Source organism: Cryobacterium adonitolivorans (assembly GCF_004402695.1).
Taxonomy (GTDB): Bacteria; Actinomycetota; Actinomycetes; order Actinomycetales; family Microbacteriaceae; genus Cryobacterium; species Cryobacterium adonitolivorans.
The window spans coordinates 1-12,758 of sequence record NZ_SOFL01000053.1 but is presented as its reverse complement, the minus strand read 5'-3'; the positions used below and the strand labels follow the sequence as shown (position 1 = coordinate 12,758).

Sequence of the window (12,758 nt, the reverse complement as noted above, 5' to 3'; positions counted from 1 at the left end):
ATGACCCGCGTGCTGGTTGTCGGTAGCGGCCTCGCCGGGCTGGTCGCCGCGGTGCGAGCGACGGATGCCGGGCACCGGGTGACCCTGGTGACCAAGGCCGCCCTCTCCGACAGCAACACCCGTTACGCCCAGGGCGGCATCGCCGCGGCGCTGTTCCCCGACGACTCCACCGACGCGCACATCCTCGACACCCTGCGCGCCGGCGCCGGACTCTGCGACCCCGCCGCCGTGCGAGTGCTCTGCGAGGAAGGCCCGGCGCGGGTCCGGGACCTGATCCGGTTCGGCGTCGACTTCGACCGCGACGAATCCGGCATCACCCGCGGGCTCGAGGCCGCACACTCCAGGTCGCGCGTGCTGCACGCCGGCGGCGACGCCACCGGCGCCGCCATCGAAACCGCGCTGGTGGCCACGGTGCAGGAGCGCGCCAAGCGCGCCCACGCGCTCGGCGGCGACCAGATCACCATCCACGAACACACCATGCTCGTCGACCTGGTCCTCGCCGACACCCCCGGCTCCCCCCGCGTGACCGGCGCGATCCTGCTCGGCCCCGGCGGCGCCCAGCACACGGTCTCCGCCGACGCCGTGATCCTCGCCACCGGCGGCGCGGGGGCGCTGTACCGGCACACGACCAACCCGGCCATCGCCACGGGAGACGGTGTTGCCGCCGCTTGGCGGGCCGGCGCGGCGATCGCCGACGTCGAGTTCTACCAGTTCCACCCCACCGCGCTCGCGGTTCCCGGCACCCCGCTGGTCTCGGAGGCCGTGCGGGGCGAGGGCGCCGTGCTGCTCACCAGCACCGGTGAACGGTTCATGCCGGCCATCCACCCGGATGCCGAGCTCGCGCCCCGTGACATCGTGGCGCGCAGCATCGCCGCCCAGATGAAGAAGCAGGGCGGGGCGCCGGTGCTGTTGGACGCTACCGGGCTCGGCCGCGATCTGCTCGAAAGCCGGTTCCCCACTATTACGGCCGCCTGCCGCGCCGCCGGGCTGGACTGGGCTCTCGTACCGATCCCGGTCGCTCCCGCCGCGCACTACTGGATGGGCGGCGTCGCCACCGACGGCTGGGGCCGCGCCTCGCTGTCGGGCCTCTACGCCGTGGGCGAGGTGGCCCGCACCGGAGCGCACGGTGCCAACCGGCTGGCCTCCAACTCGTTGCTCGAAGCCGCGGTCTTCGCCGACCGGGCCGTGCGCGCGCTCGGTGAACCGGAGCAACGACCGCCGCTGTTCGACGACATCGAAACCGACATCCTCGCCGAATTCGGCAACGCTGCGGATGACGCAGGCACGCTCGTCGACCGCAGCACCCTGCAGGAGCAGCTCTGGGAGGCCGCGGGTGTGCACCGGTCAGGTTCAGGCCTGACCCGTGCCGCCGTGACCCTGGCCGGTTGGCGGGCCGTCGACCGGGCGGAGGCCACCGTCGCCGAGCTCGAGACGGGCAACCTGCTCGACCTCGGCCGCCTCATCGTGACCGCGGCCCTGGCGCGCGAGGAATCCCGCGGCGCCCATCACCGCGCCGACTTCCCCGACAGCCGGCCGGAGCTGGCCCGGCCGCGCTTCACCCGCCGGCCGTCATCGCTGACCCGCCCTCTTGTCACCGTTCCATCGCAGCCTTCGGAGGCCATCGCATGCTGACCACTCACGCCATCGACACCGTCGTGCGGGCCGCCCTCGACGAGGACGCCCCGTGGGGCGACCTGACCAGCGAGATGCTGATCCCCGCCGACGCCGTCGCCACCGCCCAGCTGGTCGCCAGGGAAGCCGGCGTCTTCAGCGGCGGCGCCATCTTCGCGGCCGCGTTCCGTCTGGTGGACCCGCGCATCTCCGTGCACCTGCACGTCACCGACGGCGCCACCTTCGCTGCCGGTGACCTGCTTGCCGAGGCGTCAGGCCCGGCCCGCGGCATCCTGCAGGCCGAACGGATCGGCCTGAACTTCGTGCAGCGGATGAGCGGAATCGCTGCCCTCACCGCGCAGTATGTGACCGAGACCACCGGCACCGCTGCCCGCATCGTCGACACCCGCAAGACCACACCGGGCCTGCGCGCGTTCGAACGCCAAGCCGTGCGCGACGGTGGCGGCCACAACCACCGGTTCAGCCTCTCCGACGCCGTGATGGCCAAGGACAACCACCTCGCCGTGCTGAGCGCCGGCGGCATCGGTATCACCGAGGCCTTGCTGGCCGTGCGCGCCAGGCTCTCGCACACCACCCACTTCGAGGTGGAGGTGGACACCCTCGAGCAGATCGAACCGGTGCTCGCGGCCGGCATCGACACGATCATGCTCGACAACTTCGACGCCGACAGCCTCCGCGAGGGCGTGCGTCTGGTCGCCGGCCGGGCTATCGTGGAGGCCAGCGGTGGGGTCTCGCTCCACACCGTGCGCCGCATCGCCGAATCCGGCGTCGACGTCATCTCGGTGGGCGCCCTCACCCACAGCGTTCGCTCCCTTGACCTGGGCCTGGACGTGGTGATCCTGCCGGACGCCGAGTTCCCCCAGGCCTGAGCATCCATCCGACCATCCATGCCCAGGAGCCGTCATGATCTACCTCGACAACGCCGCGACGAGACCGCTCCGCCGCGAGGTCGCCGAAGCCATCTGGCCGGTCATGACCCGCGGCTTCGGCAACCCGTCCAGCCACCACCGGGTGGGTGAGGCCGCCGCCGCCACGCTGAAGGCCGCGCGCGCCCGCATCGCCGGAGTGTTCGGCTGCCGGCCCGGCGAGGTCACCATCACCGGCGGCGGCACCGAAGCCGACAACCTCGCGGTGAAGGGCCTTGCGCTGGGCGCCCCGCACGGCCGGCACATCATCACCACCGCCCTCGAACACGAGGCCGTGCTCGACTCCTGCGACTACCTGCACCGCCTGCACGGCTTCGAGATCACCCTGCTGGCCACGGATGCCTCCGGCCGCGTCGATCCCGCCGAACTCGCCGGGGTCATCCGGCCGGACTCCACCCTCGTCACCGTGCACTACGCCAACAATGAGATCGGCACCGTGCAGCCGATCCGTGAACTCGCCGCGATCGCCCGCGCGGCCGGAGTGTCGTTCCACACCGACGCCGTGCAGGCCGCCGGCTGGCTGGAGCTGAATGTCGCCGACCTCGGCGTCGACGCGTTGAGCATTTCCGGGCACAAACTCGGCGCGCCGCAGGGTGTCGGCGCGCTGTACCTGCGCGGTCGGCTGCAGGTCGAACCGGTGCTGCACGGCGGCGGCCAGGAGCGCGGCAAGCGCAGCGGCACCGAGAACGTGGCCGGGGCCGTGGGGCTGGCCGTCGCCCTCGACCTGGCCGAGGCCGAACGGCGGGAGCTCGCGCCCGCCCTGGCCGAGCTGCGAGACGGTTTCGTGACGGCGGTGCTCGAGAGCACTCCGGGCGCTGGGCTCACCGGGCATCCGCTGCACCGGCTGCCCGGCAATGCCTCGTTCACGTTCGCCGGCACCAGCGGGGAGGCCGTGCTGCTCGAACTGGAGCGGCACGACATCGTGTGCTCGAGCGGGTCGGCCTGCGCCGCGGGTAGCGACGAGCCCTCGCACGTGCTCACCGCCCTCGGCATCCCCGGCGACCTCGCCCAAACGGCCGTGCGATTCACGCTGTCGGCGACCACGACGGCCGGGGAGCTCGTCGAGGCTGCCGCCCGTGTGCGCGAGGCCGTGGCCACGGTCCGCGGCCTGGCAAACGGAGGCTGAACGGCTCCAGAATGGCGGTGCTGTGGGACCTTTGGCCCGTGACCTGGACGTTGCGGCAGCTTATGTTAGAACCAGAGACAAAGATCCCAGATCGGGTTGTCCAGGAGGAATACTAATGACGATCACAGACCATCCAGTCGCCACTCCATTAGCTGCGCAGATCGACTCCATGGTTTCCGCGGGCCTGGTCGCGCTCAAGGAATACTCAAACTTCACGCAGGAACAGATTGACTTCATCGTCAAGAAGGCCTCCGTCGCCGCCTTGTCCAAGCACGCCGAACTGGCCGTGCACGCCGTGGCAGAAACCGGCCGTGGCGTCTTCGAAGACAAGGCCGTGAAGAACCTCTTCGCGTGCGAGCACGTCACCAACTCCATGCAGAACCTCAAGACCGTCGGCATCATCAGTCGCGACGAAATTACCGGCATCACCGAGATCGCAGAGCCCGTCGGCGTCATCTGCGGCATCACCCCGGTTACCAACCCCACCTCGACCGCGATCTTCAAGTCCCTCATCGCTCTCAAGACCCGCAACCCCATCATCTTCGGATTCCACCCGGGAGCCCAGCAGTCCTCCGTCGCCGCAGCCCGCGTCGTCCGTGACGCCGCCATCAAGGCCGGCGCCCCCGAGAACTGTATCCAGTGGATCGAAACCCCCTCGCTCGAGGCATCCACCCTGCTGATGAACCACCCCGGCATCGCGACCATCCTCGCGACCGGTGGAAACGCCATGGTCCGCGCCGCGTACTCCTGCGGCAAGCCCGCCCTGGGTGTCGGCGCCGGAAACGTGCCCGCCTTCATCGAGAAGAGCGCCAAGCTCAAGCGTGCCGTGAACGACGTCGTGCTCTCCAAGTCCTTCGACTACGGCATGATCTGCGCTTCCGAGCAGGCCGTCATCATTGAAGAGCCCCTCTACAAAGAGGCCATGGCCGAGTTCAAGATCCTGCACACCCACCTAGCCAGCACCGCCGAGAAGGCCATGCTCGAAGAGTTCATCTTCGGCGTGCAGGCCAACTCGGAGAACTGCGCCGGCGCCAAGCTCAACCCGACCGTCGTCGGCAAGTCGCCGGTCTGGATCGCCGCCCAGGCTGGCTTCACCGTTCCCGAAGACACGTCGATCATCCTGGTCGAGGTCTCCGGAGTCGGACCGCACGAACCGATGACCCGCGAAAAGCTGGCACCGGTGCTCGCCGTCCTGCACGCCAAGGACGCCGAAGAGGGCATCTCGCTCTCCGAGCAGATGGTGGAATTCGACGGACTGGGCCACTCCGGCTCGATCCACAGCGAGAACCCCGAGATCATCGAGGAATTCGGCAAGCGCGTCAAGGCCGTTCGCATCATCACCAACGCCCCCAGCTCGCTCGGTGGCATCGGTGACATCTACAACGCGTTCATCCCCTCTCTCACGCTCGGCTGTGGTTCGTACGGACACAACTCCGTCTCGAACAACGTGTCAGCGATCAACCTGATCAACGTCAAGCGCATTGGCCGGAGGAACAACAACTTGCAGTGGTTCAAGATCCCCGCAAAGACCTACTTCGAGCCGAACGCGGTTCGTTACCTGGCCGACATGCGCGACGTCACCCGGGTCACCATCGTCACCGACTCGACCATGACCCGCCTGGGCTTCGTCGACAAGATCCTCGACGTGCTCAACCGCCGCGAGGGCCGCGTTGCCCTGCAGATCATCGACAACGTGCTCCCCGAGCCCACCGTTGCCGCCGTTGAGAAGGGCGCAGAGGAAATGCGCGCCTTCAAGCCGGACACCATCATCGCCCTCGGTGGCGGTTCGCCGATGGATGCCGCGAAGGTCATGTGGCTCTTGTACGAACACCCCGAAATCGAATTCGCCGACATGAAGGAAAAGTTCTTCGACGTGCGCAAGCGCGCGTTCAAGTTCCCCGACCTCGGTGAACTCGCCAAGCTGGTCTGTATCCCGACCACCTCGGGCACCGGTAGCGAGATGACCCCGTTCGCCGTCATCACCGACGACGTCACCGGAGTCAAGTACCCGCTGGCCGACTACGCGCTGATCCCGTCCGTCGCGATCATCGACCCCGTGCTCACCGCCATGATGCCGTCGTTCCTCGCCGCCGACTCCGGCTTCGACGCCCTGACCCACGCCACTGAGGCGTACGTCTCGGTATACGCGAACGACTTCACCGACGGCCTCTGCCTGCACGCCATCAAGCTGATCTTCGAGAACATCGAAACCAGCGTCAAGGGCACCATTGGCAGCAACGATGACAGCGTCATCAAGGCCCGCGAGAAGATGCACAACGCCGCATCGATCTCAGGAATGGCATTCGGTAACGCGTTCCTGGGCATAGTCCACGCGATGGCTCACGTCACCGGCGCGCAGCTGCACCTGATCCACGGCCGGGTCAACGCGACCTACCTGCCGCACGTGATCCGGTACAACGGCACCGTACCGACCAAGCTGACCAGCTGGCCCAAGTACGAGCACTACATTGCCCCGGAGCGCTTCCAGGAAATCGCGAAGCACCTCGGCCTCCCGGCATCGACCCCGGCCGAGGGCGTCGAGTCCTACGCCAAGGCCGTCGAGAAACTGCGCGACCAGGTCGGCATCAAGCCGTCCTTCCAGGCACAGGGTGTGCCGGAGGAAGACTTCATCAGCCGCCTTGACTCGCTCGCCATGGGCGCCTACGGCGACCAGTGCGCACCCGCCAACCCGCGGATGCCGATGCTGGACGACATGAAGACCCTCATGGAAGCCGCGTACTACGGCACGTCGTTCGCCGAGGTTCGCGCCGGACGCGCAGCCGTCGTTGACGCCGCGCTCGAGACCGGTGCAGAGGTTGTCGCCCCGGCCGGGGACGCCAAGAAGCCGGCCCGCAAGGCCGGCAAGTAGGCTCCACGTGTCACCGCAGTAACCGTTCGACCTGCACCACCAGAACGGCCCCGCACCTTCGTGCGGGGCCGTTCTGTCTTGTGGTGACGCTGTTTTCGTCGACGACACTGATGCTCCTTTCGACCCATTGGTGTTAGATGGAGGCTGTGGGTAATCCAACGGACTCTCAGCACAGCAGCGCCGACTCGGCCGAACCCGGATCAGCCCAGATGCCGGAGGAAGAGCCGGACGAGGCCCAGACTCCTCGTCAATCGGCCCGGGATCAGAAGATCGAGAAGATCCTGGTGGACGCACACCGACGGGATGATGAAGCCGACATCCGCGATGTCGAGTCTGACAAGCGTGCGGAAGCCGCCGACCTCGAGGCATTTCTGGACACCAGCGAGACGTATTCAGGCCACGGAGAGCGCCGGGCAGCAGCACTGGACCGGTCGCACGCCAAGAGCGATCGCCAGTCCTCCGCCGACGATCGAGCCGAACTCACCAAGCACAAAGAGAACCCGAACGCCGAATAGCCGGCCGCCCGCCGCCTTGTCCCGGCCGCTGCGCTTCCCGGCGGGTTGAGCTAGGCCTTCGCCTCGACCCCGAGGCTCTCCAGCAGCGCCACCACGTGGGTGCTGATCTCGTCACGGATACGCCGCACCGACTCCAGGGACAGCCCGGCCGGGTCAGCCAGATCCCAATCCTGGTAGCGCTTGCCCGGGTAGACCGGGCAGGCGTCGCCGCATCCCATCGTGATGACCACGTCGGCCGCCCGCACCACGTCATCGGTGAGCGGCTTGGGGAACTCTTCGCCCAGGTCCAGGCCGATCTCGCGCATGGCCTCGAGCACTATGGAGTGGATCTCGCCGGACGGCATCGAGCCGGCGCTTCGCACGTGCACCCGCCCACCGGAGAGGTGCGCGGTGAGTACTGCGGCCATCTGAGACCGACCCGCGTTCTGCTCGCAGACGAAGAGCACCTCGGGGACCTCTCGCGCGATCGCTCCCTCCGCCAGGGCGAGTGCGGTGAGCCGGTCAGTGGCGAACCGCACCGTGCGAGCGGCGACGTGAGCGCGCACCCGCGAGCTGCGCAACAGGCTGGTGTATGACTCCAGGACATAACGCTCTACGGTTTCGAGGCCGAAGATGCCGGAGAACTTGAGCGACAGGTCGTCGGAGAGGCGGTGAAGGTACGCCTCCGGGTAGACGAGCCCGGGCAGGGGGCGACGGTCCGAAACATCCATGTGTCTACGACTTGTCTGTGCGGGTGTCGGTGGCTAGACGGTGGCGGGGAGGATCTCGGCGAGCAGCTTCTCGATGCGAGCCTTGATGTCGTCGCGGATCGGGCGCACCGATTCGATGCCCTGGCCGGCCGGGTCGGCCAGCTCCCAATCCTCGTAGCGCTTGCCGGGGAAGATTGGGCAAGCATCACCGCACCCCATGGTAATGACCACGTCGGAGTCCTTGACGGCCTCGGTGGTGAGGATCTTGGGCACGTTGTGCGCGATGTCGATGCCATCCTCGGCCATGGCCGCGATGGCGACCGGGTTGATCTGGTCCTTCGGCTCTGAGCCAGCCGAGAGCACCTCAACCTGCCCGTGGGAGAGCGCGGTAAGGTAGCCGGCAGCCATCTGGGATCGGCCCGCGTTGTGGACGCAGACGAACAGGACTGTGGGCTTGGCCGCGGACGTACCGGCAGTGTCAGGCATGGGGCTTCCTTCGGATGGCGATTGATCGATATCTGTCAATATAGACGATTCGCGCCGGGATCGGCATCCGGGAACGATTTTGTCTCTGGCCGCACACTCGCCGTTCACGCCCCGTTTACCCACCCGCGGTGCGACCGTGACCGTATAAATCGATGGACGTCGATATCATGCGAGGGCCGGACGCGCTTGACACCGTGTCGCATGTCCGGCGGATACCGAGGCTCCCATGACGACCATCCAGATCTTCGAACTCGGCCTGTGCTGCGGCACCGGCATTTGTGGCGTCGACGTCGACCAGCAGCTCGTGACGGTCTCGGCGACATCGACTGGGCCACGTCGGCCGGCGGCAGCGTGCGCCGATTCAACCTCGCCCAGGAGCCTCTGGCGTTCGCGGAGAACGAGACCGTGTGCAGCTTCCTGCACGCTGTGGGCCAGGAAGGTCTGCCCGTCACGATGGTCGACGGCGCCACCGTGCTCACTGGCCGCGACCCGTCGCGCCCCAGGTGGGCCGGCCTGGGCGCCCCCGCGGCCGAGGACCGGCCGTCGCTGCTCAGCGCCGCGCAGCCCGCCGAATCCGCTGACGGCTGCTGCGGTGGCGGGGCCCGCGGCCTGCTCCCCCGCGACAACACCATTGCGAGCGCCGAGCCTGCCGCCGAGGTGCCCACGTCCGGACCAGCTGCCCCCGCGCATCGGGACAGTTCGACCGATGTAGGGCATCTCGGTGCCGCCGGCGTCGCCGTCGCCCTGGCCGAACGCGACTTTGCCGTGCACCTCACCACGACAAACCCCGCCGCACACCTGACCGACACGCTCGCCGGCGAACTCGCCAACCTCGAGGTGTCCCGCATCGACCCGGCCGTGGAGATCGAGCGCTACAGCGAGCACGTCCTGGCCACCAAGGGCGCCCACCTCGACAGGCAGGGGTTGGCCATGCTGCGCTAAGACCTGCGGTCACCGGGCACCGAAGAGATCGCCGTCTTCCAGGCCTTCTCCAGGGTGAGCCGGGGGGGCAAGAACAAGTTTGTGGTGCTCGTTACGGCCCCCACCGGGCACACCCTGCTGCTGCGGGATTCGACGGGCTCCTACCACCGGGAGGTCGCCCGGCAGATGGGGACCACGATGCACGTCGTCCCGCCGGGTTGCAGGAAGACCTGCGTCGTGCCGGCATCGAACCGTGGGCCTGGGTCGTGAACAACTCGATCGCGGCGGCGGCACCGACCTCGGCACTGCTGAGACGCCGGGCCGCCAACGAACTCCCCGAGATCGACGCGGTCCGGACCCGGTACGCCCACACGGCCATCGTGCCGCTCCTGGCCGTAGAACTGATCGGCATCCCCGCCCTGACCGGCCTGTCGGAGTAGTGTGTGTCCGAGGCCACGGCGACGTCCAGTGTTCACAGCAAGGTGGGGGAAATGCTAAAGTTTCGCGGATCAACGGCGGTTCTGGCCGGACTCTTCATGTTGAGTGGTTGCGCCGCGGGCGTGCAGCCAACGACAACAGCACCCTCAACGACGCCGGACAAGTCGGCCAGCTCAACGCCGACCGTTCAGCCCACGGTCACGCCGACCGTGGAACCGTCCGCCGCCGGCCCCATTGTCGATCCGACCTGCGAGACTATGTTGACAGCACCAGCTCTGGCTGACATCGCATCCGCAGGCTGGATCCTTCACACCGACCTGCCCGGAGGTCCCAGCGCCCTCATGGCCTCGATGGCCGAACAGGGCGGGTTGAGCTGCTATTGGACCAGCGCCGGCGGCGATGTCCCCCTCTGGTACGGCCAGATCGCGATGGACGAGAGCGCCTGGAGCGCACAGCGAGCGCAACTCACGGCAGCTGCGTATACAGAGTCGGACGATCCGATCTCCGGTACGATGCTGGGCGCGCGGTGGGGCGACGACAACCCTGCACTGGTCAATAGAGAAGGTGTCACTTACTACGTCAGCCAGCCGAGTTATCTCGCCTCAGTAGCACTCCTGCAGTAGCCCCTCAGGCCGAGTCCAGGGTCACGCCTCCGCTCCACTGCCAGCCGCAATCCAGTTCGAGCACTCATCATGTGCAGGATTTCGATCTTCGTCGCACCATTGTGCTCTCCAATTCCCATCGGTGTCTGTAGCGGAGGCGCTCAACAGTGCGGGACGCAGCGTGCTAAGCCGATGGCCCGCCCAGGAGGACGGGCCATCGGCCGTGTTGAAGGTGAAGCGTGAGGTGTTTTTTACTGCAGGACTCCGCAGGCGGCGGGGTCTGTCGCTTCTGCCGGCAAGGTCGGGTCGAGTTCGCTTTCCCCTGCACCGAAGTCGTAGGAGCCGTTGCCGTTGTAGTCGACGCCATGGATCACGACGACGCCCTCACCATCGCGGATGGAGTCCGCGATCTCCTTGGCCGTTCCGGTTCCGTTGGGGCCGGGGTATCCGGTGCCCGCCACCTTGGTGATGTGGATGTTGTCGCGGCTGTAGTGGTAGCTACCGTCATCAGAAACCGGGAAGCGGGAGACGTCCAGGAAGCTGGCCGGAGTTGTATCGCCAGCCGTGTTCAACGACACGACAACTGGTCCGTATGCTGGAATACCCTCCACTGTGTTGAGGCGGCCGTCACCGTTGCTGTCCAGTGCCAAGGTGGGGCACTCGTTCAGCGCTTGATTCCCGTAATGGATGTGTTGCGCGTGCGGAGCGTCTGGCGTCAGCCCGGACGCATGCACCTCTATGTGCTCAATTTTCTGGTTGCGAACTACCGCGGAAGCTGTTCCGGATGCCCCCGAATTGTTCAGCTCTGTGAGTTCAGCGGACAGCGTCACCGATTTCTCCGCGCCCTTGGACTCAGAACTATGCGCTTGCGCCGGCCCCGATCCGAGTGCAGCGGCGAGTAGTGCCACGGTCGAAGCTCCGAGAATCCCCATTGATTGTCGTTTCACGATTTTCTCCTTAGTCATCGGCCAACGGGCAGGCCCCTTTGGTCTCAGAGGGTTCGTTGCGACCGTTTGTGAGGTTTGGTCATGTTGAGGAATCAGGCATCCTCGCCTTTTGCGGCCGATCGTCGATCTACCTGTAGCGAGCAACCACCCGGGCGGGGCGCAGCGCCGCTACGTGCGCGACTACGGCCGTTCGAACCAGCGCTAAGGCGCGACTCAATATCCACGGCCGGACCCTGTTGATAACTCGGGTTCTGCATCATCGTCGCCCTGTCGCTCACGTCGCTAAAAAGCTCGGCATCTCCCGCCAGTGCGCCCATCGCTGGGTGAATAGCTACCGCGCCGCCGCGACCAGGGTTCCGGCCCGCACCGTCTCTCGAATCCTGGTCCGCAACCACGTGCCTCGACTGGCCTGGTGCGACCCACTAACCGGAGCCATGATCCGATCCGCCCGGGCCACCGCCAACCGTCAACTTCGGACGCCCGACGAGGCAGCCGAAGTGTCGTTCGCTGGCTCCCCTACAATCACCCTTGACGGAGAAGACCTGTTCGCCACAGACGGCCGAACGACGGATCTTGCCTGCCGGATCTACTTCACGCCCTCGGGATTGGCAGGCCTCCCCACCACTGAGCAACTCACGCAAGCACTCGAGTCTCTCGGACTCGGACTCCACCGCCGCCTGCTCATGCAGTCCACGCGGAATTTTACCCCTAACCGAAGCGGTCCGGCCGACTTCGGATTCATCCGATCCCTATGCGTCGATACCCGCCAGGGGTACCATGGCTCTCATTAGCTGCATTCGCTGCGAGAGTGAGGCGTTCACGATGATGTGGGGATACGGGTGGGACATGGGCTGGTCCTGGCTGTTAGGCCTGGTAGTTCTTATCGGCATCGTGCTGCTTGTCATTCTGACTGTGCGCATCTTCAGTGGGCGTAGCAACCAAGGCAATGACTCCGGCTCAACGCAAATGTCGACGAGTTTGAGCAGTGCTCGTCAGATTTTGGACGAACGATACGCCCGGGGCGAGCTCACGTCCGAGCAATACCGCGAACAGATTCAGATTCTTGGCGAATTCCGCAGGTGAAACCGATCCGTCGCCGTGGCAAATTGATATCGGTGGCCTGAGCTCGGCCTCTGTAACCAGTTGTCCTCAGCGCTGNGGTGAAGGTCGCGCCTCGGCCGGCACCCGCGCTGTCTGCGCGGATGCTTCCACCGTGGGCCTCGGTGATGGATTTGGCGATCGCCAGACCTACGCCCGAGCCGCCGTGGGCGCGGTCCCGGCTGGCGTCCACTCGGTAGAACCGCTCGAAGACATGCAAAATGTGATCGCCCGGAATTCCATCGCCCTCGTCGGACACCGCAATCACTGCCATGCTGCCGACTACCGCGGCGGAGATGACCACCTCACGGCCTGACGGGGTGTGTCGAACAGCGTTGTCGAGGAGATTAGTCAAGACCTGACCGACGCGATCGCTGTCCCCGCTGACAGCAGCGTCGCGGGCAGCTGGGGTCATGGTGACCGTCAGTGTCACGCTCTGGGCAGCGTATTGCGCCGTGGCCTGGGCCACAGCATCCGCGACTACCTGGGCAACGGACAAGCGTCGTCGG

The 12,758-nt window shown here is 66.6% G+C and carries 12 protein-coding genes and 2 pseudogenes; 10 read left to right on the top strand and 4 right to left on the bottom strand.

Features of this window, described 5'->3' with window-relative positions; all coding sequences use genetic code 11:
- The 5 genes from nadB to E3O42_RS15985 all read left to right on the top strand — a co-directional run bounded on the left by nadB (position 1) and on the right by E3O42_RS15985 (position 7,068).
- Positions 1-1,632: an L-aspartate oxidase gene (gene nadB, locus E3O42_RS16005; RefSeq protein WP_134454925.1), complete on the top strand. Its 1,632-nt coding sequence runs from the start codon at positions 1-3 to the stop codon at positions 1,630-1,632.
- Positions 1,626-2,501 (top strand): carboxylating nicotinate-nucleotide diphosphorylase, encoded by an 876-nt coding sequence (gene nadC, locus E3O42_RS16000; RefSeq protein ID WP_134454923.1) that lies wholly within the window; start codon positions 1,626-1,628, stop codon positions 2,499-2,501. Before nadB ends, nadC begins: the two co-directional genes overlap by 7 nt.
- A 34-nt stretch (positions 2,502-2,535) precedes the next feature.
- Complete coding sequence (locus E3O42_RS15995) at positions 2,536-3,684, top strand: cysteine desulfurase family protein (RefSeq protein ID WP_134454921.1); 1,149 nt, start codon at positions 2,536-2,538, stop codon at positions 3,682-3,684.
- A gap of 115 nt (positions 3,685-3,799) precedes the next feature.
- Entirely contained in the window at positions 3,800-6,553 is a 2,754-nt protein-coding gene (adhE, locus tag E3O42_RS15990; RefSeq protein WP_134454919.1) for a bifunctional acetaldehyde-CoA/alcohol dehydrogenase, read from the top strand.
- 209 nt (positions 6,554-6,762) lie between these two features.
- Entirely contained in the window at positions 6,763-7,068 is a 306-nt protein-coding gene (locus E3O42_RS15985) for a hypothetical protein (RefSeq protein ID WP_134454918.1), read from the top strand.
- 50 nt (positions 7,069-7,118) lie between these two features.
- Here E3O42_RS15985 and E3O42_RS15980 read toward each other — a convergent pair whose 3' ends face one another.
- The gene (locus tag E3O42_RS15980; RefSeq protein ID WP_134454916.1) at positions 7,119-7,778 is read right to left on the bottom strand and encodes an arsenate reductase ArsC; all 660 of its coding nucleotides are present in this window, start codon (positions 7,776-7,778) and stop codon (positions 7,119-7,121) included.
- Positions 7,779-7,811: 33 nt separating this feature from the next.
- A complete protein-coding gene (locus tag E3O42_RS15975) occupies positions 7,812-8,243 on the bottom strand; it encodes an arsenate reductase ArsC (RefSeq protein ID WP_134454914.1) in 432 nt (143 codons plus the stop codon).
- Positions 8,244-8,469: 226 nt separating this feature from the next.
- Between E3O42_RS15975 and arsD the strand changes: the two are divergent.
- From arsD to E3O42_RS15965, 4 genes and pseudogenes are all read left to right on the top strand, one after another.
- A pseudogene (arsD, locus tag E3O42_RS18315) lies at positions 8,470-9,185 on the top strand (arsenite efflux transporter metallochaperone ArsD).
- 3 nt (positions 9,186-9,188) lie between these two features.
- Positions 9,189-9,434, top strand: coding sequence for an ArsA-related P-loop ATPase (locus E3O42_RS18995; protein WP_198414169.1), 246 nt, complete (start codon positions 9,189-9,191; stop codon positions 9,432-9,434).
- Positions 9,383-9,604 carry a hypothetical protein gene (locus tag E3O42_RS18305; RefSeq protein WP_166788023.1) on the top strand — a complete coding sequence of 74 codons (222 nt, stop codon included), beginning with the start codon at positions 9,383-9,385 and terminating at the stop codon, positions 9,602-9,604. Before E3O42_RS18995 ends, E3O42_RS18305 begins: the two co-directional genes overlap by 52 nt.
- Before the next feature lie 51 nt (positions 9,605-9,655).
- Positions 9,656-10,225, top strand: coding sequence for a hypothetical protein (locus E3O42_RS15965; protein ID WP_134454912.1), 570 nt, complete (start codon positions 9,656-9,658; stop codon positions 10,223-10,225).
- 230 nt (positions 10,226-10,455) lie between these two features.
- Here the strand turns inward: E3O42_RS15965 and E3O42_RS15960 are convergent, their stop codons facing one another.
- Positions 10,456-11,151 carry a hypothetical protein gene (locus E3O42_RS15960; protein WP_134454910.1) on the bottom strand — a complete coding sequence of 232 codons (696 nt, stop codon included), beginning with the start codon at positions 11,149-11,151 and terminating at the stop codon, positions 10,456-10,458.
- A 218-nt stretch (positions 11,152-11,369) separates the two neighbouring features.
- On the opposite strand from E3O42_RS15960, the pseudogene E3O42_RS18650 reads away from it, so the two are divergent.
- A pseudogene (locus E3O42_RS18650) lies at positions 11,370-11,618 on the top strand (IS481 family transposase); the annotation flags it as partial.
- 560 nt (positions 11,619-12,178) lie between these two features.
- Here the strand turns inward: E3O42_RS18650 and E3O42_RS15940 are convergent.
- The gene (locus E3O42_RS15940) at positions 12,179-12,664 is read right to left on the bottom strand and encodes a sensor histidine kinase (protein WP_478213367.1); all 486 of its coding nucleotides are present in this window, start codon (positions 12,662-12,664) and stop codon (positions 12,179-12,181) included.
- Positions 12,665-12,758: the final 94 nt, after the last annotated feature.